This is a genomic window from Tenacibaculum sp. MAR_2010_89 (genome assembly GCF_900105985.1).
Taxonomy (GTDB): Bacteria; Bacteroidota; Bacteroidia; order Flavobacteriales; family Flavobacteriaceae; genus Polaribacter; species Polaribacter halocynthiae.
This window is the reverse complement of sequence record NZ_FNUB01000005.1, coordinates 444,237-469,239: the sequence shown is the minus strand read 5'-3', so window position 1 is coordinate 469,239 and position 25,003 is coordinate 444,237. Positions and strand designations below refer to the sequence as shown.

The window sequence follows — 25,003 nt, the reverse complement described above, 5'->3', positions numbered from 1 at the left end:
CTTTATTTATTCTTGGTCGTAAAAAAGAAGGTAGCTGACACAAATATTAATTAAAAAACACTACTTTTTTTTATGATTTTCTGCTAACTTTTCTAATTCATCATACCAATTTTGTCCAAATTTCCTTACTAATGCTTGTTTCACAAACTTATAAACAGGAACCTGTAACTCTTTTCCTAAAGAACAAGCATCATCACAAATTTCCCATTTATCATAATTTACTGCAGAAAACTCACTGTAGTCTTTTATTCTTACAGGGTATAAATGACAAGATACTGGTTTTTTCCAATCGACTAAACCTTGATTATAAGCCTCTTCAATAGCACACAAAGCTGTGTTTTTTTCATCAAAAATAACATACGCACAATCAGCATCATTTATTAAAGGAGTTTCGAGCTCGCCAAAATCACCTTTAATCCAAGTTCCTTGTTTTTCAATGGCATCAATACCTTCTTTACGTAAAAAAGGTTTTATCGTAGGATAAATTTTTTCTAAAATCTTAGTTTCTTCTTCATCTAAAGGAGCCCCAGCATCACCATCAATACAACAAGCACCCTTACAGGCAGATAAATTACAAACAAACTCTTTTTCTATAAGGTCCTCTGAAACAATTGTTTTTCCTAGTTGAAACATATATTGTTTTATATTATTTATGTTTGAAAATTAATTAATTTCACAAACTAAAAGATAAAGTCTTATATTACGTTTGTGTAAAATTTAATGCAAAAATAACAGATTGTAAGTTTACTTATCTAATTTTGCAGATGAAAAACAATGTATCATGAATTTTAATTTAAAAGAAATTTTTACAGCCTTTATGGTATTATTTGCGGTAATCGATATTATTGGTAACATACCTATAATTATTGACTTACGTAAAAAAGTAGGACATATACAATCAGAAAAAGCATCTGTTATTGCTGGTGTTATTATGATAATATTTCTGTTTTTAGGAGAACAGCTATTAGGTTTTATAGGAATTGATGTACATTCTTTTGCGGTAGCTGGAGCTTTTATTTTGTTTTTTATTGCTTTAGAAATGATTTTAGGTATTACCTTATATAAAGAAGATGATGATGAAGCATTAAATGCTTCTGTATTTCCAATTGCATTTCCATTAATAGCAGGTCCTGGTAGTTTAACTACATTACTTTCTTTAAGAGCTGAATATTCTTGGGAAAACATTTTAATAGCTATCCTTTTAAATGTATTTTTAATTTATGGGGTATTAAAAACTTCTGCTAGAATTGAAAAGATGATAGGTCAAAACGGTATTAAAATTATTAGAAAAATATTTGGTGTAGTATTATTAGCTATTGCTGTTAAATTATTTGCTGCAAACATTAAAATGTTAATGGCGTAAATGATTTTTAATACTTTAATTGTTGGAGGTGGTGTTGCTGGTATGCAATGTGCCTTAGTTTTAGGGTCTGCTCAAAAAAAAGAATATGCTTTAAATAAAAAAGTTGGTATAATTTTACATCAACGTTCTTCACATTTAAAAGATGCTTTATTTAATAATGTTTTAGGATTACCAGCTGGCACCTTAGGTAAAGATATTTTAACAGAAGGTAGAGACCAATTAAAAAACTTATATCCAAACGTTTCTCAAATAGAAAACGAAAAAGTTGTTGCTGTGCTTGACGATAAAAAAGGGTATAAAATTGTTACAAATAAAAATGAATATTTCAGTAAAAACGTTGTAATAGCATTAAACTATTCAAAGCCTTTTGATATTGCTGGACTTGAACAATATATTGAACGTCATTCAAGGGCCAATGCCATGAAAGATAGAATTCAACTACGCAATTTTAATCACTTAATAAAAGAAGGATTATATGTTTGTGGAACGCTTGCTGGTTGGAGAAGTCAATTTGCTATAGCTGCAGGAAGTGGTGCAAGTGTTGCTACTGATATTTTAACAGTTTGGAATAATCATGTACCTACAAAAGTACATGATAAAAAAGTAGAATAAACAAATGAGTTTTGATACTATTATACAACGTCTTTTTCTTGAAATAAAGAAGATTGAAGATACAGGGAAAATCGCTTCTTATATCCCTGAATTACAAAACATTGACACTAATAAATTTGGTATATACATTGCTTCAACCAATAACTCTAATTACGGAGTTGGTGACTATGCTGAAAAGTTTTCTATTCAAAGTATTTCAAAAGTATTGTCATTAAGTTTAGCATACAACATACTTGGTGAAACCATTTGGAATAGATTAGGTGTTGAACCTTCTGGCACAAGTTATAATTCATTAATACAACTTGAAACCGATAAAGGAATACCTAGAAACCCATTCATTAATGCTGGTGCTATAGTTATAGCTGATATTTTATTAAGTAAATTAAAGTATCCTAAAGAGGATTTTTTATCTTTTATCAGAAATTTATCTGGTTCTGAAAAAATTAACTATTCTAGTAAAATAGCTACTTCTGAAAAATCTGTTGGCTATAGAAACATTGCCCTGTGTAATTTTATAAAGTCTTTTAATAACATTCAAAACGCCCCTTCTGAAGTACTAGATTTTTATTTTGATATCTGTTCTCTTGAAATGAGTGCTAAAGAACTATCAAACACTTTTTTGTTTTTAGCTAATAAGGGTATAAATCCACATACTAATAATCAAGTTTTAACACAAAGTCAATCTAAAAGAATCAATGCTCTTATGCAAACATGTGGTTTTTATGATGAGTCTGGTGAATTTGCTTTTAAGGTAGGTTTACCTGGTAAAAGTGGTGTTGGAGGTGGTATTGTTGCTGTACATCCTGGACATTATGCAATTACAGTTTGGAGTCCAAAGTTAAATAAAAAAGGAAACTCTTTTAAAGGAATACAATTTTTAGAAAAGTTTACTACAGCTTCTAAATTATCAATCTTTTAAACAATAAACTTTATATTTTCTTATTTCTCATTAAAATTTATTAAAAACAAACTTTTTTGTGAATTCTAAAGAGTACTATTATTTAGTTTTTTAAAAGCTTATATTTAGGGTTTTATTAACCACGATATACTATGACTAAAATAAAATTTCTACTATTACTTCTAATCACAACTATTTCAATTCAAGCTCAAACTACGTATATATTGTGTGGTAAATTAGTTGATACCAAAGAAGGAAAAATCAAAGAAAAACAAACAATTATAGTTGAACAAAATAAAATTGTTAATGTTATTGATGGTTATGTAGCTCCAAAAAGTAAAACTGCAAAAACAATCGATTTAAAGAACAAAGTGGTTATGGCTGGGCTTATTGATATGCATGTGCATATAGAGCAAGAATTTAGTGCTAAAACACGTTTAAATAGATATATTTTAAATGAAGCTGATGTTGCTTTTAATTCCGTTGGTTTTGCAAAAACAACATTGTTAAAAGGTTTTACAACTGTTAGAGATTTAGGTGGTACTGGAGTAAACATTGCTATTAGAAAAGCTATTGACGCTGGTAAAATTCCAGGGCCAAGAGTTTTCACTGCAGGTAAGTCATTAGCAACCACTGGAGGTCATGCTGACCCAACAAATGGTAGTAGTAGAGTTTTAACAGGTAACCCTGGACCTAAAGAAGGGGTTGTTAATAGTGTTGAAGATGCAAAAAAAGCTGTACGCCAACGTTATAAAAATGGTGCTGATTGTATTAAAATAACGGCTACGGGTGGTGTTTTAAGTGTTGCTAAAAGTGGAGATAACCCTCAATTTACCATTGAAGAAATTAAAGCTATTTGTGAAACAGCCAAAGATTATGGAATGCATGTAGCTGCCCATGCTCATGGTGATGAAGGTATGCAACGTGCCATTTTAGGAGGAGTTAAAACTATTGAACACGGTACTTACATGAGTACTACAACAATGGAATTAATGATTAAAAACGATGTATACTTAGTTCCAACGATAACCGCTGGAAAAGAAGTAGAAGAAAAAGCTAAAATAAAAGGATTTTATCCTGACATAGTAGTACCAAAAGCTTTAAAAGTTGGCCCTCAAATTCAAGGAACTTTTGCAAAGGCATATAAAAAAGGAGTTGGTATTGCTTTTGGTACTGATGCTGGTGTTTTTAAGCATGGTAATAATGGAAAAGAATTTGGGTATATGGTTGAGGTAGGTATGCCTGCTATGGAAACAATTCAAGCAGCAACCATAACCAATGCCAAAATTTTAAAAATGGACACTGAAATTGGGCAAATAAAAAAAGGTTTTTATGCTGATATTATTGCTGTAAATGAAGATCCTACTGTAAATATAAATACTATGGAAAATGTTGTTTTTGTAATGAAAAACGGTATCGTTTACAAGAGAAAATAATTCTAAAAAACCGTAACAAAACACATTTTAAAGCTACTAATTAATAGTAGTAATTTAAATAATAAATGTGTTATGCAAAATACTTTTAAAACAAGAGAAAGCTTAATAGTTTACGGAATTCCTTTATTGATGATTTTATCACTTATAGTAATGGTAAAATCATCTTTTTTTACTCCCAATTTATCTCCTTTTGTAATAATCGATTTTTTAATTACTATACCTTTAGTTCATTTCTTTTTAATTAGAAAAAAAGAGATCTCTAAAAAATCTATTATAACTGTTCTTATTTTAGGTTTTGTTATTTCAAATTATATTCTTCCAAAAGAAAACTTAGAAGTATTATCTAGAATACAAGTAGTATTAATACCATTATTAGAAACTTCTTTACTAGTATATATAATTATAACTGTACGAAAATCAGCCAAAGAAATAAGAAAAAACAATGATGCTACTTTAGATTTTTTTGATCAGGCCCAACAGGTTTGTACTAAAATTTTACCTTCAAAAGCAGGAATTATTTTAGCTACTGAAATTGCAGTTATTTACTATAGTCTTTTAAATTGGAAAAAACGACAATATGATGATTTAGAGTATACCTATCATAAAGAAGGAACGGCTATTAGTTTAGTTCTTGGTTTTTTATTAGTTGTAATTATAGAAATGTTTGTTACACACACTATGATGAAACAGGGTAATATTAATGGTTCATTAGTTTTAGGTATTTTAAGTGCCTATACTGCTCTTCAGGTAATTGCAGTTATGAAATCATTATCTAAAAGACCTTGTTATATTGATACTGAAAAAAAACAATTAATATTAAAGTTTGGTATTTTATCAAAAGCCGCTATACCTTTTGAAAATATTGAAAAAATAGAAATTTCATCTAAAGAATTACCAGAAAAAACTACTATTAAGTATTTTTCACCTTTTGGAAATTCTTTAGGTCATAATTTAGTTGTACACTTAAAAAATGAAATTTCATTTAACAGTTTTTATGGTTTCACTAAAAAAGCAACATCTTTAGCGATTTTTATAGATCAAAAAGTTGAATTTAAAAATGAACTAAGCAAGCATATTTCTTAGTAATACTATTTAACTCTTACTAGAATTAATACTTTCTGAAAAACTATTTTTATACGTTCTTCCTAACGGAAGCTTTTGTGTATTTATAAAAACGTTACTTCCTGAGTATTTTTCAATCTTTTTTATATTTATAATATATGATTTATGTATTTGAATAAACTGTTTTGAACTCAATACTTCTGCCCACTTTTTTAAAGAATCAATAACACTTAGCTTTTTATTTTGAGTAAAAAATGTAACATAATTTCTGTCAGATTCTATATATAATATATCTTCTACATATAGTTTATGTATTGTTTTGTCTATATTTAAAAAAATGGCTTTTTTTTGTGTTTTTTCCTGATGATTAATTCGATTTTCAGCTTTATTAATTGCCTTCAAAAACCGATCAAAAGAAAAAGGTTTCACTAAATAATCAACAATGGTATCCAGTTCAAAACTATCTACAGCATAATCTGGGTAAGCTGTTGTCATGATAATCTTTGGTGGATTTTTAATAGTTTTAATAAAATCTAACCCAGATATATCTGGTAAATTTATATCTAACAACACAAGATCAACAGTTTCTTTTTTAAAAAATTCATTAGCATTCGTAGCTGTTTGAAAATTATCAAGAAGTGTTAAATCAGGAATTTTATTAATATAATTTTTTAAAATTCTTTGAGCTGGCATTTCATCTTCTATTATAATACAATTCATAATTTACCTACGCTAAGTTTAATATAAGTGTAACAATGTATTGACCGCGCTTTTCTACTAACAACTCATAATCTTCTTTATACAATAAATCTAATCGTTTTTTTAAGTTATTTAACCCTATTGTATTTTCATTTACCTTTTTAGTATTATCATAATCATTTTTACAAACACACTTTAATCGGTTGTTTTTTACCCTTAGTTGTATATCTACAATACTATTAACTCTACTATGCTTAAAAGCGTTTTCAATAATCGTTATAAGTAATAAAGGAGCTATTTGATGGTAATCCTTATCAACAAATACTTCATAATTTATTTGTTTAAGACCTTCAGTTCTAATTTTATGAAACTCAATATAGTTTTTAATAAAATGGATCTCCTTTTTTAAACTAACTTTTTTAGCATTACTCTCGTATAAAACATGTTTTAAATTATCTGATAATTTTAAAATCAAATCTGGTGTTTCATTCGGTTTTTCAATTGAATAAGAATAAATTGTATTTAAATTATTAAATAAAACATGTGGATTTATCTGTGATTTTAAAAATTTCAATTCCATTTCTGTTCTCTCTTGCTTAATCTTTTCTACTTCCTTAGTTTGATCAATATATCTGAATAAAATCCATACAAATGCAAAAAAGATAAGCGGAACTAGAGTTTGCCATAAATAATCACTTAAACACTTCATAATTGAGCAACCACAAAGTGCAAATACATTACAATATAATTGTGTTGCTAAAAATGAAATTAAAAGAAATAAGAAAGTATACAAAAGATACCATTTCTTCCTTACAAAAAATGGAAGCAATAATTGGTTATTAACATAAACTAGTACAACCAATATAAAAAAGTACTGTAAAAATGGATTTTCAGCCCAATAATAGGGAGTGAAAACAAATAAAGATACAAATACAAACAACATCCAAAAAAGAAGATGAATTAGTATTTGTGTACTATGTTTTTTTAGTGTTTGCATAAATTATTTAGGAAGGTATGAAAATAGCTCCATTAATCAAAAAACAAGTATCAACTACTATTTAAATAGTACGTACTGCGGTATTGAGGTTGTTAATACAAGTTTTTATGCTGTAGGTACTTATCTTTTTTTAACTAGCTAGATCTGTAATATTTTCGTGAAGATCATTACATCTAATATATGAGAAACAAGTACACAACATTGAACATAAAACAAAAAGTGCGTATTTATAGTATACCCTTTTTAATTATTTCAGTTTTAATAGTAACAATGGAGTCTTTCTCAACAACTACACCTCTTAAAAAATGTTGGGAAAAGCAGGGTAAAATTATAGATAAAAACCTTGTTACGTTTTATTTTAATGAAGAGTTAAATAAATTAGGACATAACTTTAAACCTTGGGAAAAAACAAAATATTCAATCTGTGGAAATATATGGGTTAATCAAAACCGATTTTTAAAAAATGATACATTAACAACCAAACGTAAAAGAAAATATTATTCTAAAATTGAATATTATAAGAACACATTATTGCATGTAGATTATGGTAAAAAAACATTAAGTCCAATTACCAATAAAATGTACTTGGAACAATTAATTAAATCTGCTAGGTACTCCCCTATTTATTTACTTAATTATTTTGTTGAAAACACAAATAAATTAGCCACAAAAACAAGTCCAGAAAGTAACATTTACTCAATAAATATTGGTGAAATCCCTGTTGAATTACATATCAATAAATCAACAAATCTAATTAATAAAATCACCTATTTAACCTACGATGAATTGTATGGAGATGTGGTTACATCTTATATATATTCATCGTATAAAAAAAGTAAAACGTTAAACTATCCGAGTAAAATTAAAATTAAAAAAATTAATGAAAAAGTAGTTGATAAAGTAGCAATTTATAACTTAGAAATAATACCTGATAAACTACAGCTACTTTACAAACCTAATGATTACAGATTTATTACTTCAAAACCGGAAAACAAAACTCAAATAAAAACAGAGAAGTACAATGATTTTATTCATTTCATAAATCTAATACATACTGAAGATAAAATTATGGTTGTTGAGTTTGAAGATTTTATGTTAGTAGCAGAAGCGCCTCTTAATAGTAGAAATGGAGAACTTATTATATCGGAAGTAAAAAAAATAGCTCCTTCTAAACCAATAAAGTATTTTGTTTTTGGTCATCATCATCCTCACTATTTAGGAGGAGTAAGAGCTTTTGTACATAAAGAAGCAACTATTTTGTGTACAAAAATTAGTAAAGAATATATTGAATATATAGGGAATGCATCCCATAGTATTCAACCTGATAGTTTACACTTTGAACCAAAAAAATTAAAAACTCAAACAATACAAGATAGCCTTATAATTGGGAATAAAAACAAGTTGAACATTTACTTTATAGGAGAAAAGTCAGCACATACTAAAGATTACTTGATATACTACTTCCCTAAAGAAAAACTACTATTCCAAGATGACCTTTGTTGGATTCCAAAAACAGGAGTTATTGGTAAAGCCAATGCTAGACAAAGAGGATTATATAATAGTATCCAAGAGTTAAAATTGAATGTAAAAACTATTATTCAATCCTGGCCAGTAGAAAGTCATAAAGTAAAAACTATTATTCCTTTTCAAGATTTAGAAAAATCAATGCAATAGGAGCTTTAATTAAAAAATAAGGTTTAATAATCAATATAACATGAAAAAAAACGATAACAATTATTTTTCTTCTAACAAGCTATTTTATAACAGGACAACAACTCAACACTCTATCAAAAGATAGTAAAGGAAAACCAATGCTTTTGGGAAAAACAAACAAAAAAGCTTTTGAGAATGAAAATTTTAAATGGTTTAAAAAAAATTACGATAGTTATTTAACAAATGATAAAATTATAACCCAATTAAAAGATTCTATTCAAAATTATACTATTAAAGCTTTTTATGGAAGCTGGTGTGGAGATAGTAAACGAGAATTACCAAAATTTTATAAAGTAATTGATGAAACTCATTTTAATAAAAGTCAATTAGAGGTGATTGCTGTAGATAAAAAGCCAGAAGCCTATAAAGCATCTCCTAATGGAGAAGAAAAAGGATTAAATATACACAGAGTGCCAACATTCATTTTTTATAAAAACAACAAAGAAGTAGCACGAATAGTAGAATACCCAAAACAAGATTTTGAAAGAGACATACTTACTATAATAAGTAGGAAAAAATATTCACCACAATACATTGTGGTTGAGTATTTACATAAAATGCTGGAGAAAAAAACAATAAAAGAATTAAAAAATGAAGAAAATAAACTAGCCGCTTCACTAGCTGAGTTTACAAAGGGTAGTAGAGAGTTAAACACTTATGGGTATAAATTATTACGCTCAAATCAACTAGAAAAGGCAGTATTCGTTTTTGAGTTAAACACCAAAATGTACCCATACAAAGCAAATGTTTTTGACAGTTTAGGTGAAGCTTATTTTACCACTAAAAATTATAATAAAGCTTTAAGTAGTTATAATAAAGCACAAAAATTAGATCCTAATGATAAAAACATAGCTAATATGATTAAGAAAATTAAAACAGAAATAAACCAGTAATACCCTAAATTTATATATTATGAAAACATTATTATTATTTACAGTTATTTGCCTATTATCAATAACAAGTTCAGCCCAAGAGTTCAAATTTGAAAAAGAGACTATCAATTATGGAAAGATAGCTCAAGGATCTGAAGGAACAAGAACATTTGAGTTTACTAATATTGGAGACGCTCCTTTAATAATTAAAGAGATTAAATCTACTTGTGGGTGTGCTGTTCCAAAAAAACCAGAAAAACCGATTATGCCTGGTAAAAAGGGTCAAATAGAGGTTTCTTATGACACAAACAGACCTGGAAGTTTTTCAAAAGCGGTAACTATCTATTCAAACGCTAAAAACAAGAGAACAATGATTAAAATAAAGGGATTTGTTTCAAAATTAAAAAAAGATAAAACCAAGGTTTAATTATAAAACCTAATTAACCTATTTGGTATAACAAACAAAAACCTGAGTTTTCACTCAGGTTTTTTTTATAAGTTTAAATAAACTTATAAAACCTTTGAATTTGTGATTGTTTTTACATTTCAATCCCCCCGAATTTTAATGCTTGGTTAATCAACAAAAATCAAAAGTATCTCTATTTTCACTTACTAAATAAAAAAAACCTTAAGCGTTCTAATATTAGGAATAAGTGAAGAATATAAAAAAGCGAAGTTGATCAACTTCGCTTTTTTTATATGCAAAAAAAAATATTTTTTATCCTTTGAAGTTTGCTTTTAAAAACTCAGAATTCATTCGAGCAATATTTTCTAAAGAAATACCTTTAGGACACTCTATTTCACAAGCTCCTGTATTAGTACAGTTACCAAAACCTTCTAAATCCATTTGAGCTACCATGTTTTTAACACGTTCAGTAGCTTCTACTTGTCCTTGAGGTAATAAAGCATATTGAGACACCTTAGCACCAACAAATAACATTGCAGAAGAATTTTTACAAGTTGCTACACATGCTCCACAACCAATACAAGTTGCAGCATCCATAGCTTTATCAGCAGCTTCTTTTGAAATAGGAATAGCGTTAGCATCTTGAGTATTTCCTGAAGTATTTACAGAAATATATCCACCAGACTGTTGAATACGTTCAAAAGAACTTCTATCAACTACTAAATCTTTTATTACAGGAAAAGCAGCAGCTCTCCATGGTTCAATAGTAATTGTATCACCATCTTTAAACATACGCATGTGTAATTGACATGTAGTTACACCACGATCAGGCCCATGAGCTTCTCCATTAATATACATTGAACACATTCCGCAAATTCCTTCACGACAATCATGATCAAAAGCAACAGGCTCTTCACCTTGATTAATTAATTGTTCATTTAATACATCCATCATTTCTAAGAAAGACATATGCTCAGAAATATCGGTCACTTTATAATCGACCATCTTTCCTTTATCACTTGCACCCTTTTGACGCCAAATTTTAAGTGTTAAATTCATAATACTATCTTATTTGTATGAACGTTGTTTTAATTCAATATCGTTAAACTCTAATTCTTCTTTATGTAAAACTGCATCAGCTGGTTCACCTTTATATTCCCAAGCTGCTACATATGCATAATCTTTATCATTACGCTTAGCCTCACCTTTTTGAAGCCCATCTAACTCAACAGACTCTTCTCTAAAGTGACCTCCACAAGATTCATTTCTATCTAAAGCATCTTTAGCAAACAATTCACCTAACTCTAAGAAATCTGCTACACGACCTGCTTTTTCTAGCTCAGGATTCATTTCATTCGCATCGCCAGGTACTGTTACGTTTTTCCAGAAATCTTCACGTAAAGCTTTAATTTCAGCCATTGCTTCTTTTAAACCTTTTTCGTTACGAGCCATTCCACATTTTTCCCACATAATTTTTCCTAACTTTTTGTGGTAATAATCTACTGAATGCTCTCCTTTATTATTTACAAAGAAATTAATTCTATCCGTAACTTCTTTTTCAGCTTCATCAAACTCTTTAGAATCTGTAGGAATTTTACCTGTACGAATATCTCCAGATAAATAATCTCCAATTGTATATGGTAATACAAAATACCCATCAGCTAAACCTTGCATTAATGCAGAAGCCCCTAAACGGTTTGCTCCATGATCAGAGAAGTTTGCCTCTCCAATACAGTATAAACCATCAACAGTTGTCATTAAGTTATAATCAACCCAAACACCACCCATTGTATAGTGTGTTGCCGGATAAATCATCATTGGTGTTTCATATGGATTGTCATCAACAATCTTTTCATACATTTGGAATAAGTTACCGTATTTTGCTTCTACAATAGCTTGTCCTAATTCATATATCTTAGCAGCAGATGCATTACTAATACCTTTTAATTTTGCTTGCTCTTTACCATAACGGTCAATAGCTGATTTAAAATCTAAATATACAGCCTCACCAGTTGCGTTAACACCAAAACCAGCATCACATCTCTCTTTTGCTGCACGTGAGGCAACATCACGAGGTACTAAGTTACCAAATGCAGGATATCTTCTTTCTAAATAATAATCTCTTTCATCTTCTGACAAATCAGTTGGCTTTTTACGACCTTCTCTAATTGCCATTACATCTTCCATGTTTTTTGGTACCCAGATACGTCCATCATTACGTAATGATTCTGACATTAACGTTAACTTAGACTGATAATCTCCTGAACGTGGAATACACGTTGGGTGAATTTGTGTATAACAAGGGTTAGCGAAATACGCTCCTTTTTTATGTATTTTCCATGCTGCAGTTGCATTAGAACCCATTGCGTTGGTTGATAAGAAATATACATTTCCATAACCTCCTGAAGCAATAACTACTGCGTGAGCAGAATGACGCTCTATTTCACCAGTAACCAAATTACGAGCTATAATACCACGAGCTTTTCCATCAACAATAACTACATCTAACATTTCATGACGATTGAACATTTCAATCTTACCACGAGCAATTTGACGATTCATTGCAGAATATGCTCCTAACAATAATTGTTGTCCAGTTTGACCTTTTGCATAAAAAGTACGAGATACTAATACTCCACCAAACGAACGGTTATCTAACAAACCACCATAATCACGAGCAAAAGGAACTCCTTGTGCTACACATTGATCAATAATATTTGCAGAAACCTCAGCTAAACGATGAACGTTTGCTTCACGTGAACGGTAATCTCCTCCTTTTACAGTATCATAGAATAAACGGTAAAATGAATCACCATCACCTTGATAATTTTTTGCAGCATTGATTCCTCCTTGAGCAGCAATAGAGTGTGCTCTACGAGGTGAATCTTGATAAGCAAAAGCTTTTACGTTGTATCCTAACTCAGCTAATGTAGCTGAAGCAGAACCACCTGCTAAACCTGTACCTACAACAATAACATCTATTAAACGTTTGTTGGCAGGGTTTACCAAGTCAATTTTATCTTTATAAGTTGTCCATTTATCTTTTAATGGACCTTTTGGAATTTTTGAATCTAAAGTTGCCATACTTGTTTCGTATTATTGATTGAAATGGTGAAATAAAGCGATAATTATAAATCCAACAGGAATACCTATTGCATAAACTTTACTAAATGTTTTCAATCCTTTAGTATATTTATTATTTGCTCCAACTGATTGGAATGCAGAATTAAACCCATGTAATAAGTGCATTGCTAAGAATCCGAATGCTACAACGTAAGCACCAACTCTTGCTGGGTTTAAAAATTTGTGTTGTAACTCATGGAAGTATCTTAACTCTCCATCATGTAATCCACTCCAATCACCTTTTATAAATTTGGTGTTGATTTCTGGAAACCAAAAATCAATAAAGTGTAATACCACGAACGCCAAAATCGCTAAACCAGACCAAATCATGTTTCTGCTCATCCAAGTAGAATTTGCTGCTCCGTTATTTTTAGCATAACTTACTTTACGTGCACTCTTGTTTTTTAATTCTAAGACGAATCCCATTACAAAGTGAAAAACAACTCCGAAAATTAATACAGGTTGCATTACATATTGAATTAACGGATTTGTCCCCATAAAGTGCGACATTTTATTGAATGTTGCTCCATCATCTGGAAAAATCGAGGTAATGTTAATTGCAAAATGTTGTAATAAGAAAAACATCAGGAAGAATGCCGAAAGTGCCATGGCAAACTTTCTTCCGATAGAAGATTTTAGTAATCCGCTCATTATTTTGTTTATTGATTAAATAATAAGTACAAATTTAAGTGGTACATGCTACTTGAACAAACTTTACGAATTGTTTTATTAAATATTTAGAATGGGTATAAATAAACTGCTTTCACTAATCATTAGTAGAAAATGGAAAACACTATTACAAACTGATAAACAGTACAGAACGATATCAACAGCTTAAAAGAATCACCCGAAAAGGGTGAGTGAAAAGTAAAATACAACACTTAGTTTTGAAATAACTAACCAAAAAGTAAAAGAAAATGAAAACTCAATTAGATTTTTTAAAGTCATCAATTCTTACAAAAAAAGAACAAAAAGAAATTCTAGGAGGAAAATTAGACGTTCGTTATTGCGCATATGCTACAAATAATGGAGGTATTGAAAAAAGATTAGACACAGGAAGTGGCTGTAATACTTCCGTTAACTGTTTAGGATGTTGGTGGGAAAAAATTTAATCTAAAAATTGAAATCCCCCCATTTTAAAATTTTAAATAGTAAAGTACGTTTTAATCTAAAATAATCCTTGAAGATTTAACCTTAAGGATTATTTTTTTAGCAACTATATTATGATTTTTAGCATCTCAGCTATCTCTTCTGGTTTTTCAATAGGAATCATATGTCCACAGTTTTTAACACTAACATGCCTCCCCTTTAAGGCATTATTAGCAATCACTTTTATCTCTTTTGATGAAACTAAAGCATCATTTTCGGCCGAAATAAATAAAATAGGGATTTTTAATTTTGAAACTTCCTCAGAAATATCAACTCTTGAAGAAGTAGCTTTTAGTTGACGTATTAAAACCTCTTTACCTAAATCACTATCCATTTTTTTGATAATAGATATAACTTTTTCATTTTGATGGTTGCTAGAATGAAGAAACTGCTGAATTCTAACTTTTGAAATACCTTTATATTTATGTTTCTCTAAAAAATCAATTGTGCTTTTTCGTAATTGAATTTCATTCTGATTCAATCCGTTAGTATTCGCTGCAATTACTACTAATTGCTTTACCTTTTCTGGATAAGTAACAGCGAAATTCATAGCAGAAAACCCACCTAAAGAAAACCCTACAATTATCGCTGGCTCTTCAATTTCAGTTAAAATAATATTATTAATTTCACTAAAAGAAATAGCATGCGTAATATCAATATGAATTAGCTTTACATTTTCTAATTTAGGAAACACAAATTGCCATAAATCAATGGTACACATAGTGCCTGAGATAAAATATACTTTTTGCATCAACTTTTTTTATTAGAAAACACCAAACACTTATTATTTACCCATTTCCCTTGTAACGATTCATTTGAAATAACAGCACCTTTACAAGTTAAAAACTTACCTCGTTTATCTTTTTTAATAATCTTTAATCTTCCTTGATGTATGGCGTTTATTATCTGATAAATCAATCCTTCTTTAGAGGCTACACTTCCTTTTTTAGTAAAAGTTAACCCAACATCATTATTAAATAAATCCATAGAAGAAGATATTTTATCAGGAACAACACCATCTTCTAATTTACGCTTTTGAAAAGTCTGATAATTTTCTTTTTCATGAGCTCTACCTAGAGAGCGGGCAGCCTTTTTACCTATTTTTTGACGTAAACGAGCCATCCAAAAAGCATGACGAAAAGCGTCTACTTGCCCACCAGAAGCATCACCATCTAATAAAGGTGATTTTTGAATGGAGTCTGCAACTCTATATGCTTCTTTTGAAATAAGCAATGCTTTTTTAGCTTTGAATGGATGAAAAAACACCCAAACCTTTTTTGGAGTAGACAGCTGTTTAAATTTCCCCCAATTTGATTGAGAAAACAAAGAAGTGCTTGTAAAAATGAGCAACAACAGAATTTTTTTAAACATGAATGTTTATGTTAGTTTTTGCTATTAACCTGCTCTTGTAATTCAACAATTTTACTTTCTAAATCATGCAACCTATCATAAACATCAACTGGCTCAGGCATTTGCTTAGACGCAAACATAGAAACATACCAAACCTCCATAATTTCCTCGGCATTTATAGTATACATTGGATAATTACCATCCTTGTTATCGCTTTTTAAAATAAGCTTACCACGTTCATGAATTCTATTAATAACTCTTTTTAACACGATACCATCATTTTTACTAACTATAATATACACACGACCATCTTTAATGTCAATAAGGTTTTCAACATACTTACCAAAAACCAAATCGCCGTCAAAAAACGTTCGCACCATAGAATTACCTTGTACTTCAAAACAACGGAAGGTTCCATTATTTAAATGTGGCATATGAAAAGAAGGTAATTGTTCAATATAATTAGAATCTCCATAACCATTTAAATACCCAGCTCTTGCTTGAATAGGTACATAAATTACATTTTCATTACCTGATTCATTAACAGATACCACCTGAGGAACTCCAGAATATGTTGGAGTATTTTTTACTTCAGACGTTAGCATAACATCACTTTTTCCAAATAAATAATCAGGATTTATATTAAATTCATTAATAATCGCAGTAAGAACATCATATCCAGGCTTCGTTTTTTTTCTAGTTCCATCTGCCTGTGGCCTTCCATTAATTATACTATCTACAGTAGTTCCAGTAACTCCAATTCGTTTTGAAAAAGAGAAATTATTTAAATTAAAAGCGTTTCTAATAGTTGCTATTTTTTCTGATATCCCCATACCTTCATATTTTTGAAAAAATTAAACATTTTACATAATTAATTAAACTTTTGTTTTGTTTAATTTGTAAAATGTGTTATATTTGCACTGTAATTAATTGCTAATATACAAAAAAACTTTAAAAATCAAACATTTGTATAGTTTTGGTAATTGCGTTTTAGAGATTTTAACTTGATTTCAATCATTTTTTTAAAACCTCATCCTTTTAATTCAAACATTTTATTGAATTAAGTTCAAAACACGAAGCAGAAACTGTTAGAAAAGCAAAAAACAGTTGCTCAATTGAGCTTATTTAAAAAAATTAAAATCTATTAAAATGAGTAAAAAACCAATTAAATCAAACCTATTTAGGTTTGTAACATTACGAAGCCCACAAACAATTGAAGACAAAGAAACAGGTTTTGTTTCATTTCCAGAAGGTCAAAATTTAAACAACAAGGCGCTTACAGCTATTGAAGGAATAGTAAATAAAGAAGAAAAAACAACAATATTATTAGCAGCGTATAAAACAGGTTTCACTCCATACAAAACACGCTCTAGTGTAAAAGCTGCAGATTCAGAATTGTACAGGTTTTCACTTTGGTTGGGGAGAAACAAAACCAATCTTACATTTGAAAATATAACAAAAAACTTACCAAAAGACGGAGTAAGTAAACGAATCGTAGATTTTGAAGAAGTAATGTGGGATCAACTTTTTTATAACATTATTAATAAAAAATCTACCACAGTAAGAGAATCAATTATTCAAGTGTTAATCGGTCGTAAGTTTTTAGAAAGGTTTAAAAATTTTCAACCTACAATTATACCTAAAGGCGGGTCTCCAATTTTTGCAAAAAAAGAAAAAGAAGAGTTTACACGTAGAGCGAAGGCAAGCATAATCATACCTAAGGATATAATTATTGCAGCTCAAAAAAAAACTAACGGAATTGATTCTAGTACATCAAGAGACTCTCAAAAACACTTGAAATCCCATTTAGAAACCGCCTTAACAAAAGATAGGATTAAACAATATGAAATTTCTTTAAAAGAACTCGAACAAGCAGAATTACTACATAAAAAGGAAGAAAAGTTACGTTATGAAAGTGAATTAAAAACATACGACGCCTCTATTACTCAAATTAAAAGAGACGCTATCCCTAACAAACAAACTCTTTTAAATAAAGAAGGATACTCAAAGGAAGTAGACGTATTTCCAGAACTACAATTACCAAAATTTGAATTTCAAGAGAAAACTGAAATATCAAGAGATGGAGATAGTGTTGGAAATTCAGAAGATGGCAATAGTTTTTCTCAAGAAACTAAAAAATTATTAAAGTCAGAAGAGTTAAAAAAACTTACTAGCTTTAGGGAGGTTTCTTCAGTTTTAAAAGAAAAAATAAGAGAAGAATATAAAAACATACTTGACAATACACCAAAAGAGATTGAGAAAATTAATATAGGAGGCTCAAATGTAATTGTAAACCCTTTAAACGGGGTTAAATTATACTCTTATTTTGGAGGAATATCACCATCAACTACATATGGATATAATTATATTTCTATGATTTTGAACGTTGGGAACGAGAATATCAATGTTATAAATGCATCTTATACACTTAAGCATAGTTCTGGAACCACATTTTCAAGAACTGAAATAAGAAAAGTTTCTGAAACAAATGGTTTATTAAGTTTACAACTTTTCCCTGACACAGGAAGTTTATTACCCGTTCCTATAGGAAATTGTGACTTTTCAGGTGAATTAACTTTAAGTAATGGAGTAAAGCTTAGTTTCGACTCTTCTTTATTTATTTCTAAAGATTATTTAGTATTTGGAACTATGGCTAGATATAGCGGTCGCTACTCTGGTGTTTGTCAAGTTTTAGAAGGAGGAGAAGATACAGGTTCAGGAACTACGAATATAGAAGAAACTGTACTACACGGAGTATCTCAATTAGGAATTGCTGATTTTAGGCGTGTTGAGCAAGAAGTTTGTTGCTATGTACCTGGAGAAGTTTCTCATATTGAAAATATCATGGCACGTGAATATAAAGAACGCTCTACAAGAAATTTAAATGTATCAGAACAAACATCTGAAACAACTTCAGAAAAAGAAGTAGAAAACTTAACCGACACAACTTCTACAGAACGTAACGAATTGCAAAATGAGGTTTCATCAGTTGTGAACAAAGATAAAGCCAATAATTTTGGAGCAAATGCTAGCGTTAGTGGAGAAAAATTTGGTATTAGCTTTAGTGCTGGAACTAATTACAATTCATCATCTTCAAATTCTGCCTCAAATTCAAATTTAGAAGCACAAACTTACGCACAAGATGTAACAGAAAGAGCACTGGAACGTGTAGTTCAAAAAATTAGTACGAAGCGTACTTCACGAATATTACGAGAGTATGAAGAAAATAATACTCATGGTTTTGACAACCGCAAAGGAGATAAACATGTTACAGGAGTATATCGTTGGGTTGATAAAATTTATAAAAACAAGTTAATTAATTATGGTAAACGCTTAATGTATGAATTTGCGTTGCCAGAACCAGCAAAATTTTACATTAAAGAATATTTAAAATTTAAGGAAACCAATAATAATGATGCTATTACCCCTAAAAAACCTGAAAAAATAAGCATTACAAATGCAGGACAATTAAATGAGAGTAACTATCAATTTTATGCATCAAAATACAACGCAGATGTAGCTTCTCCAGTTGACAAATCAATAAAAATTGGAAAGTCATTTGTAAAAGATGACCAAACATATACTGCTAATGGATATGTATTTAATGAAATAGATGTTCCTAAAGGGTATGTTGCCTCAAAAGGAACTGTAAATTGGACTGTAGGTAAAAAAGGATCATCTTATAACTGGTGGGCAGGAACAACTCACTATGAAGCAGATCTTTCCATAGGTTTAGGTAGTGATAGAAAAACAGTAATTGGAGGAACAGGATATTCACATTTTTACAACTTTTCAGGAACGTTTAAAGAAAATATTCCGTTTTCATTCTATGCCCAAAATATTTATGCAGGGTACTTTAATGTTACTGTTTTTTGTGAAAGATCAAAAGAAACCTATCAAGAATGGCAAAACGAAACCTATAAAACTATTTTAGACGCATACAATGATAGAGTTAGAGAATATAATGAATATGTATTAACTCAAAATATTGGTAACACCACAGGTGAAAAGAAAAAAGAATTAAGTTCTCAAATTAATAGAAGCATAGAAAAGCGTGAATTAAAACGTATTGCTATTGACTTGATAACACACCCTTTTAACAATATCAAATCAGCTGGAGATCATTATAAAGAAGGATCTAATGTAGACCTTAAAGATAATCGAAAACCATTACAGGAACATGCTGAAATTGTTAAGTTTTTTGAACAAGCATTTGATTGGGAAATTATGGCTTATACATTTTACCCATATTTCTATGCTGAAAAAGAAAACTGGAAAGATTCTTTTGAGTATAATGAAGGAAGTGACCCTATTTTTCAAGCTTTTTTACAAAGCGGTATGGCCAGATCAGTAGTACCAGTACGTCCAGGATTTGAAGAGGCTGTAAATTGGTATATAAAAACTGGAGAAATTTGGAACGGCCAAGGAATGGTAACGGATATGGACGATGATTTATACGTGTCAATTACAGAAGAAATGCAATCAATAGAAGGAGAAGTAGAAGGAACTTGGGAAACACGAGTACCAACTACATTGACTATATTACAAGCAGATTCTGTGTCTTTAAATGAAGGGGGCTTACCATGTAATCCAGATTGTGAAGAAAGCGGATTGTTTAGTAGTGTAAAAACATCACCAGATGGTGTTGACTTTGATATTATTGGTCAAACAAATACCGTAACTTAAATATTTATTAGATAAAAGTTCATTTTAAATGAATTTGTGATAGGGAGGAATAATTTTACAATTCCTCCCTATCAGTTCTAATATCTTTTTATAAATCTAACTTTTAAAAAATTAATATTCCTTTTTCCTAAACATGTTTCAACGCCAAGGTTAAAGTGTATATGAACAAATAAGATAAAAAAACAGAAAATACTACTTCCTCCCTTAATTGATTTAGCTATTAAATTAACCCAAAGACTTGTTAATAATTTACAACTTAGGTAATATTTTTTATATGATAAGTAAATAACCGTCTAAAAAACAGGCTCTTTTTACCAGAAACTTAAAACAGCCAATAAATCAAAATCATACTTTAACAAAACTATAGTATCATTTTAACAGCGCTTTAAAACATATGTTTGTATGTTTAACATGCATATGAAATTAAAAAACAACGCCATGAAAACCTTATCCAAAACTGCACCCACATTTTTGTGCGAACGAATCTTTAAAATTCTAAAAAAAACAATGTAGTGGTTTGTCGGAATCACTTTCTATTATCAACAATAAAGCTTCAAAATATTTTTTTCTAAAAGGAAATTTTCAAATATGCTTCTCAGTCATTATTAAAGCAGCTATAAGGTTATTTAGCATATTAATAACCGCTAATGAGTGTATTCGTCAAGAAGACTGTAATGAATTTCAAAAAAAACTAGGTATTGAAATTGAAGGATGCGGAATACGATTTACCATTCTTAATTTTTCATACAGTTTTACAATACAAATAGACACAAAAAACAGTGTATTTGTAGACACTACTTATATAAAAAAATGGATTTATTTATTTCAATAAAGGAAAAGCTTAAAAACCAATACATTAAAACAATTTACAAAAAAACATGTAATTTGTTTTGATTTAATTAGTAATATGTTATATATTTGTATTGCTTTTCTAATAGTTCATTTATTTATTAACCTTTTTAATGTTAAGCAGAAACCGAAAAAGTTAGATTAAACTTCCATCAGGTATAGAAAAAAAAGAAAAAGAATCTGAAACTTAAAAGTTTTGTCTGCTAACGCTTAAAATCAAACATTTGTATGAATAGTTTAATATCAACAGCGTTATCACAATATGGCGTAAAAGAAATAAGAGGCTCTAAAGACCACCCCCAAATTGTAAATTACTTTACATCGTTAGGGGTTGATGGAGCAAAATTTAAAGACGAGACAGCATGGTGTAGTGCCTTTGCTAGTTGGGTAGCTAAACAAGCGGGCTACGAATATTCAAATAAGTTAACAGCTAGAAGTTGGTTAACCGTAGGCACCTCATCAAATAAACCCGAACCAGGTGATGTAGTTGTTTTATGGAGAGAATCTCCTAATAGCTGGAAAGGACATGTTGCTTTTTTAATAAAAGAATCTAAAAGATATGTTTACCTGTTAGGCGGCAATCAAGGAAACAGTGTAAGTATAAAAGCATACCCAAAAAAAAGAGTTCTAGAATATAGAAAATTAAGAAAAAATGGATAAAATAACACATATCATTTTTTGGTTGTTAGCTTTACTATCACCTTTAAATGGAGTGTTAACTACCATGATGTTTTTAATTATGGTTGATTTTATAACCGGAGCATTTGCTGCATTAAAATTACAAATACCTATAAAAAGTGGAAAAATTGCAAATACGATATCTAAATTTTTCATTTATAATTTAGTAATTATATCCGCTTATTTTTTAGAAAAACATATTGTAAACGAAGTGCCTTTCTTAAAAATAATTGCAGGCTTTATAGCTGTTACTGAAATAAAATCAATTTTAGAAAATTTTAATAAAATTTACGGAGTTAACCCCTTTAAAGCTCTACTTAATTTAATAAAACAAAGTGGTCTAAAAGATACTTTAGATCAAATAACTGAAGAAAAAGACCAAGAAAAGAAATAGAAAAAGTTTAGTCGCTAACTGTTAGTTTTTAGCGCCTCTTTTTTATCAGAAAAAAGTATAAAACCGATAAAAAAGTAAAAAATGAAACAAAACAAAGAAACTTTAAAAGCATATTTTGAAACTGGTGACAAACCTACTCAACAACAGTATTCCGATTTAGTAGACAGCTACATTGATGCCAAACAACCAACAGGTGAACCTAATCGTAGGTTTATAATTGATGAAAATGGTGAAGTATCAATAGCTTCAAAATTAAATATAGAACAACCTGATTGGAATCAAATCGATAGCACACAATCTGATTTTATTAAAAACAAACCATCAATATTTAATCCTAAATTTTTTTTACAAAACAACATTGAAGGTGTAGGAAATAATTCTACCTCAAAGATTTCTCTTTCACAGTCAGGAAATGTAATCAATAGCACTCAAGGAGTAGCAATATTTAATTTTATAGGTGAATCATATATTGCACCTACTAATCCACCAATAGGTAGTATAGAACCCAATAAAATATTTTTTAAAGTATATCTAGAGTCAAATAATACTAAGTTTTCTACAGGATGGGATGGATCAGGAACAGTATCTAATTCCGTTTTACTCTATACATATGAATCCAAAAATGACGCTAGAAATATTAATAATGTCATTTTAAATGAAAAAATACCACTTATTACAGAATTTCAATCAATAGTTCCATTACCTTCTCAATGGATTAGGCTTTCTATTGGAGAACTTCTAGATAACGGTAACAAAACAAGCTCTATTAAACATTATTATTTAAGAAACTTAGCTAACTCAAGTATTATGAAAGCAGAAGATATGAATGTAAATATAAAAGTTGATTTATACGTAGAATATGAAGATAGTACAAATTCTAACGCAACAAATAAAAGTTTTATAGCTAGAGTAAATAGTTTTGCTACTACAATTGAAAAATAAAACAACAATATTTAGATATTAATAGAGCAATTGAAAAACAAAAAGTTTAGTCGCTAACAACTGGTTTTTAGCGCCTCTTTTTTATCAGAAAAAAGTATAAAACCGATAAAAAAGTAAAAAATGAAACAAAACAAAGAAACTTTAAAAGCATATTTTGAAACTGGTGACAAACCTACTCAACAACAGTATTCCGATCTTGTAGATAGCTACATTGATGCTAAACAACCAACAGGTGGAGCAAACCGTAGATTTGTTATTAATGAAACTGGTGAAGTATCAGTAGCTTCAAAATTGAATATTCCTGAATACACATTATCAGAAATCACAGGAAATAAATTAGCATTATTAAAAGATGGCATAATTGCTAAAGAAATAGATTTAACAGTATATTTAGATAACACTAATTTGGCAAGATTAGTTAGTGGTCGTATAGATACGAATGGTATAGCTACTTTTACACGTGATGATGATTCTACATTTACTCTAGATTTAAGTAATTTAAAAGATGCGGTTCCTCAATATCAAGCAGGAACAAATGTTACAATAGACACCGTCAACCCATTACAACCAGTAATCAATTTTTCTAGTAAGGATAATTCATTTGTACCATATACAGGAGCTACAAACGACGTTGTTTTAGGAAATCACTCTATAGATTTAGGTAAGCTTGAAGATAATACCATAACTAATAAAAATGCAGTAATATTAGAACATCAAGGTGTACCGTTTTTTAGACTTGGTGTAAAGGTAAATAACGGAACTACTATTGGAGATGATTATTGGAAAAGTTTAGGTATTGGTAGAGATGCATTAAAATCTGCAAAAGGAAGTGTTAATGCAGCATACGGAGCTAGAGCTTTACAAAATGTCAAAGGGTCTAACAATATAGGTATTGGTTTTTCTTCTGGATATGATATAGAAGGTAGTTATAATGTTATTACTGGAGCTTTTTCAGCAGAAAAAGCTAAAGGCTCGAACAATACAATAACAGGAGCTAGATGGACAGGTAGGTATTGTACAGGTAATTATAACGTAGCCAATGGTTATTTTGCTTTAGGTCAAAATACTGGGGATAGAAACGTAGCTATAGGCGATTATTCAGGATATGGATTTAATGGAAATAACAACACTTTTATTGGTAGTTTAAACCCAAACCTAATACAAAGTAAAAAAGTAGTATCATCTGACCCTTCTAAAAAATATGTAATTGAAGCTGTAGATGTAGCATCTAATGCTGAAATAACTATAACTTCTCACGGGTTTACTATAGGAAGTAGAAAATTGTTTTTTTATGAAAAAGATATTACTGACCCAACTAGCCAAACACTAGTTAATATTGGAGCTAGAAATCCAAGAATATCTATATGGGAAGTTATAGATCTAAATACTTTAAAATGTTTAAATGAAACCTATTTAGGAAATGCTATAGGTAGACAAACTTTTACAGAGTTTGAAGAAATAAATAACTCTTCAGGGTTAGGACATGATGCATACCCTATTAAATCTAATCAAGTAGTTTTAGGAGATGAAAATATAATGGAAGTGACTACCACAGGTGATTATATTAGTACAAATGCAGGAAAGGGTGTAATACTTAAAACACCAGATGGAACAAAAAATTATAAAATTAGTATTGATAATGCAGGAAATATTATAACAACTCAGGTTGTATAAAAAATAAAAAGCATTTTTTTAAAAGTCTAGTCACTAACAACTAGTTTTTAGTGTCTCTTTTTTATGTAAATCAAAAAACACTGAAGCAATAGAAATACAA

Annotated in this window: 24 protein-coding genes; 15 read left to right on the top strand and 9 right to left on the bottom strand. The window is 29.6% G+C overall.

Annotated features, from left to right (window positions below; all coding sequences use genetic code 11):
- Positions 1-60: 60 nt before the first annotated feature.
- On the bottom strand, positions 61-633 hold the full coding sequence (locus BLV71_RS05655; protein ID WP_093869607.1) for a DUF3109 family protein: 573 nt from the start codon (positions 631-633) through the stop codon (positions 61-63).
- 148 nt (positions 634-781) lie between these two features.
- On the opposite strand from BLV71_RS05655, the gene BLV71_RS05650 reads away from it, so the two are divergent.
- The 5 genes from BLV71_RS05650 to BLV71_RS05630 all read left to right on the top strand — a co-directional run bounded on the left by BLV71_RS05650 (position 782) and on the right by BLV71_RS05630 (position 5,392).
- Entirely contained in the window at positions 782-1,363 is a 582-nt protein-coding gene (locus tag BLV71_RS05650; RefSeq protein ID WP_093869606.1) for a MarC family protein, read from the top strand.
- Positions 1,364-1,975, top strand: a complete 612-nt coding sequence (locus BLV71_RS05645; RefSeq protein ID WP_093869605.1) for an FAD-dependent oxidoreductase — start codon at positions 1,364-1,366, stop codon at positions 1,973-1,975.
- A 4-nt stretch (positions 1,976-1,979) separates the two neighbouring features.
- A complete protein-coding gene (locus BLV71_RS05640; RefSeq protein WP_093869604.1) occupies positions 1,980-2,894 on the top strand; it encodes a glutaminase in 915 nt (304 codons plus the stop codon).
- Positions 2,895-3,025: 131 nt separating this feature from the next.
- Positions 3,026-4,309, top strand: coding sequence for a metal-dependent hydrolase family protein (locus tag BLV71_RS05635; protein ID WP_093869603.1), 1,284 nt, complete (start codon positions 3,026-3,028; stop codon positions 4,307-4,309).
- A gap of 72 nt (positions 4,310-4,381) precedes the next feature.
- Positions 4,382-5,392, top strand: coding sequence for a hypothetical protein (locus BLV71_RS05630; RefSeq protein WP_093869602.1), 1,011 nt, complete (start codon positions 4,382-4,384; stop codon positions 5,390-5,392).
- Between the two features lie 9 nt (positions 5,393-5,401).
- On the opposite strand, the gene BLV71_RS05625 is transcribed toward BLV71_RS05630, so the two are convergent.
- Together BLV71_RS05625 and BLV71_RS05620 are read right to left on the bottom strand one after the other, a co-directional pair.
- On the bottom strand, positions 5,402-6,091 hold the full coding sequence (locus tag BLV71_RS05625) for a LytR/AlgR family response regulator transcription factor (RefSeq protein ID WP_093869601.1): 690 nt from the start codon (positions 6,089-6,091) through the stop codon (positions 5,402-5,404).
- A gap of 7 nt (positions 6,092-6,098) precedes the next feature.
- A complete protein-coding gene (locus BLV71_RS05620) occupies positions 6,099-6,779 on the bottom strand; it encodes a sensor histidine kinase (protein ID WP_255405124.1) in 681 nt (226 codons plus the stop codon).
- A gap of 468 nt (positions 6,780-7,247) precedes the next feature.
- Here BLV71_RS05620 and BLV71_RS05615 point away from each other — a divergent pair, with 468 nt between their 5' ends.
- The 3 genes from BLV71_RS05615 to BLV71_RS05605 all read left to right on the top strand — a co-directional run bounded on the left by BLV71_RS05615 (position 7,248) and on the right by BLV71_RS05605 (position 10,079).
- Positions 7,248-8,741, top strand: a complete 1,494-nt coding sequence (locus BLV71_RS05615; protein WP_093869600.1) for an MBL fold metallo-hydrolase — start codon at positions 7,248-7,250, stop codon at positions 8,739-8,741.
- A 137-nt stretch (positions 8,742-8,878) separates the two neighbouring features.
- Entirely contained in the window at positions 8,879-9,673 is a 795-nt protein-coding gene (locus tag BLV71_RS05610) for a thioredoxin family protein (RefSeq protein WP_093869599.1), read from the top strand.
- A gap of 19 nt (positions 9,674-9,692) precedes the next feature.
- Positions 9,693-10,079, top strand: coding sequence for a DUF1573 domain-containing protein (locus tag BLV71_RS05605; RefSeq protein ID WP_093869598.1), 387 nt, complete (start codon positions 9,693-9,695; stop codon positions 10,077-10,079).
- 291 nt (positions 10,080-10,370) lie between these two features.
- Here BLV71_RS05605 and BLV71_RS05600 read toward each other — a convergent pair whose 3' ends face one another.
- The 3 genes from BLV71_RS05600 to BLV71_RS05590 are packed head-to-tail and all read right to left on the bottom strand — an operon-like array spanning position 10,371 to position 13,832.
- Positions 10,371-11,117, bottom strand: coding sequence for a succinate dehydrogenase/fumarate reductase iron-sulfur subunit (locus tag BLV71_RS05600; protein ID WP_093869597.1), 747 nt, complete (start codon positions 11,115-11,117; stop codon positions 10,371-10,373).
- 9 nt (positions 11,118-11,126) lie between these two features.
- Entirely contained in the window at positions 11,127-13,142 is a 2,016-nt protein-coding gene (locus BLV71_RS05595) for a fumarate reductase/succinate dehydrogenase flavoprotein subunit (RefSeq protein ID WP_093869596.1), read from the bottom strand.
- 12 nt (positions 13,143-13,154) lie between these two features.
- Positions 13,155-13,832, bottom strand: coding sequence for a succinate dehydrogenase cytochrome b subunit (locus tag BLV71_RS05590; protein WP_093869595.1), 678 nt, complete (start codon positions 13,830-13,832; stop codon positions 13,155-13,157).
- 266 nt (positions 13,833-14,098) lie between these two features.
- Here BLV71_RS05590 and BLV71_RS05585 point away from each other — a divergent pair, with 266 nt between their 5' ends.
- Complete coding sequence (locus BLV71_RS05585) at positions 14,099-14,293, top strand: hypothetical protein (RefSeq protein WP_093869594.1); 195 nt, start codon at positions 14,099-14,101, stop codon at positions 14,291-14,293.
- 104 nt (positions 14,294-14,397) lie between these two features.
- Here BLV71_RS05585 and BLV71_RS05580 read toward each other — a convergent pair whose 3' ends face one another.
- The 3 genes from BLV71_RS05580 to BLV71_RS05570 are packed head-to-tail and all read right to left on the bottom strand — an operon-like array spanning position 14,398 to position 16,513.
- Complete coding sequence (locus tag BLV71_RS05580) at positions 14,398-15,081, bottom strand: alpha/beta fold hydrolase (protein WP_093869593.1); 684 nt, start codon at positions 15,079-15,081, stop codon at positions 14,398-14,400.
- Positions 15,081-15,701 (bottom strand): DUF6973 domain-containing protein, encoded by a 621-nt coding sequence (locus BLV71_RS05575; RefSeq protein WP_093869592.1) that lies wholly within the window; start codon positions 15,699-15,701, stop codon positions 15,081-15,083. The genes BLV71_RS05580 and BLV71_RS05575 overlap by 1 nt, the downstream gene beginning before the upstream one ends.
- A gap of 11 nt (positions 15,702-15,712) precedes the next feature.
- A complete protein-coding gene (locus BLV71_RS05570; protein ID WP_093869591.1) occupies positions 15,713-16,513 on the bottom strand; it encodes a S24 family peptidase in 801 nt (266 codons plus the stop codon).
- A gap of 316 nt (positions 16,514-16,829) precedes the next feature.
- On the opposite strand from BLV71_RS05570, the gene BLV71_RS05565 reads away from it, so the two are divergent.
- The 6 genes from BLV71_RS05565 (at position 16,830) to BLV71_RS05540 (ending at position 24,903) form a co-directional block, all read left to right on the top strand.
- Positions 16,830-20,366 (top strand): hypothetical protein, encoded by a 3,537-nt coding sequence (locus BLV71_RS05565; RefSeq protein WP_093869590.1) that lies wholly within the window; start codon positions 16,830-16,832, stop codon positions 20,364-20,366.
- 517 nt (positions 20,367-20,883) lie between these two features.
- Positions 20,884-21,198 (top strand): hypothetical protein, encoded by a 315-nt coding sequence (locus tag BLV71_RS05560; protein ID WP_093869589.1) that lies wholly within the window; start codon positions 20,884-20,886, stop codon positions 21,196-21,198.
- Positions 21,199-21,443: 245 nt separating this feature from the next.
- Complete coding sequence (locus BLV71_RS05555; RefSeq protein ID WP_093869588.1) at positions 21,444-21,875, top strand: TIGR02594 family protein; 432 nt, start codon at positions 21,444-21,446, stop codon at positions 21,873-21,875.
- Positions 21,868-22,287 (top strand): phage holin family protein, encoded by a 420-nt coding sequence (locus BLV71_RS05550; RefSeq protein WP_093869587.1) that lies wholly within the window; start codon positions 21,868-21,870, stop codon positions 22,285-22,287. Before BLV71_RS05555 ends, BLV71_RS05550 begins: the two co-directional genes overlap by 8 nt.
- 81 nt (positions 22,288-22,368) lie before the next feature.
- Positions 22,369-23,229 carry a hypothetical protein gene (locus BLV71_RS05545; protein ID WP_093869586.1) on the top strand — a complete coding sequence of 287 codons (861 nt, stop codon included), beginning with the start codon at positions 22,369-22,371 and terminating at the stop codon, positions 23,227-23,229.
- Between the two features lie 120 nt (positions 23,230-23,349).
- Positions 23,350-24,903, top strand: coding sequence for a hypothetical protein (locus BLV71_RS05540; protein WP_093869585.1), 1,554 nt, complete (start codon positions 23,350-23,352; stop codon positions 24,901-24,903).
- Positions 24,904-25,003: the final 100 nt, after the last annotated feature.

Bases quoted from the DNA above. Each gene is read 5' to 3' on its own strand.
- BLV71_RS05650 (WP_093869606.1), top strand. From the start codon at position 782: ATGAATTTTAATTTAAAAGAAATTTTTACAGCCTTTATGGTATTATTT.
- BLV71_RS05630 (WP_093869602.1), top strand. From the start codon at position 4,382: ATGCAAAATACTTTTAAAACAAGAGAAAGCTTAATAGTTTACGGAATT.
- BLV71_RS05610 (WP_093869599.1), top strand. From the start codon at position 8,879: ATGCTTTTGGGAAAAACAAACAAAAAAGCTTTTGAGAATGAAAATTTT.
- BLV71_RS05550 (WP_093869587.1), top strand. From the start codon at position 21,868: ATGGATAAAATAACACATATCATTTTTTGGTTGTTAGCTTTACTATCA.
- BLV71_RS05595 (WP_093869596.1), bottom strand. From the start codon at position 13,142: ATGGCAACTTTAGATTCAAAAATTCCAAAAGGTCCATTAAAAGATAAA.
- BLV71_RS05620 (WP_255405124.1), bottom strand. From the start codon at position 6,779: ATGAAGTGTTTAAGTGATTATTTATGGCAAACTCTAGTTCCGCTTATC.
- BLV71_RS05545 (WP_093869586.1), top strand. From the start codon at position 22,369: ATGAAACAAAACAAAGAAACTTTAAAAGCATATTTTGAAACTGGTGAC.
- BLV71_RS05580 (WP_093869593.1), bottom strand. From the start codon at position 15,081: ATGCAAAAAGTATATTTTATCTCAGGCACTATGTGTACCATTGATTTA.
- BLV71_RS05635 (WP_093869603.1), top strand. From the start codon at position 3,026: ATGACTAAAATAAAATTTCTACTATTACTTCTAATCACAACTATTTCA.
- BLV71_RS05565 (WP_093869590.1), top strand. From the start codon at position 16,830: ATGAGTAAAAAACCAATTAAATCAAACCTATTTAGGTTTGTAACATTA.
- BLV71_RS05625 (WP_093869601.1), bottom strand. From the start codon at position 6,091: ATGAATTGTATTATAATAGAAGATGAAATGCCAGCTCAAAGAATTTTA.
- BLV71_RS05600 (WP_093869597.1), bottom strand. From the start codon at position 11,117: ATGAATTTAACACTTAAAATTTGGCGTCAAAAGGGTGCAAGTGATAAA.
- BLV71_RS05640 (WP_093869604.1), top strand. From the start codon at position 1,980: ATGAGTTTTGATACTATTATACAACGTCTTTTTCTTGAAATAAAGAAG.
- BLV71_RS05540 (WP_093869585.1), top strand. From the start codon at position 23,350: ATGAAACAAAACAAAGAAACTTTAAAAGCATATTTTGAAACTGGTGAC.
- BLV71_RS05645 (WP_093869605.1), top strand. From the start codon at position 1,364: ATGATTTTTAATACTTTAATTGTTGGAGGTGGTGTTGCTGGTATGCAA.
- BLV71_RS05585 (WP_093869594.1), top strand. From the start codon at position 14,099: ATGAAAACTCAATTAGATTTTTTAAAGTCATCAATTCTTACAAAAAAA.
- BLV71_RS05655 (WP_093869607.1), bottom strand. From the start codon at position 633: ATGTTTCAACTAGGAAAAACAATTGTTTCAGAGGACCTTATAGAAAAA.
- BLV71_RS05605 (WP_093869598.1), top strand. From the start codon at position 9,693: ATGAAAACATTATTATTATTTACAGTTATTTGCCTATTATCAATAACA.
- BLV71_RS05570 (WP_093869591.1), bottom strand. From the start codon at position 16,513: ATGGGGATATCAGAAAAAATAGCAACTATTAGAAACGCTTTTAATTTA.
- BLV71_RS05615 (WP_093869600.1), top strand. From the start codon at position 7,248: ATGAGAAACAAGTACACAACATTGAACATAAAACAAAAAGTGCGTATT.
- BLV71_RS05555 (WP_093869588.1), top strand. From the start codon at position 21,444: ATGAATAGTTTAATATCAACAGCGTTATCACAATATGGCGTAAAAGAA.
- BLV71_RS05575 (WP_093869592.1), bottom strand. From the start codon at position 15,701: ATGTTTAAAAAAATTCTGTTGTTGCTCATTTTTACAAGCACTTCTTTG.
- BLV71_RS05590 (WP_093869595.1), bottom strand. From the start codon at position 13,832: ATGAGCGGATTACTAAAATCTTCTATCGGAAGAAAGTTTGCCATGGCA.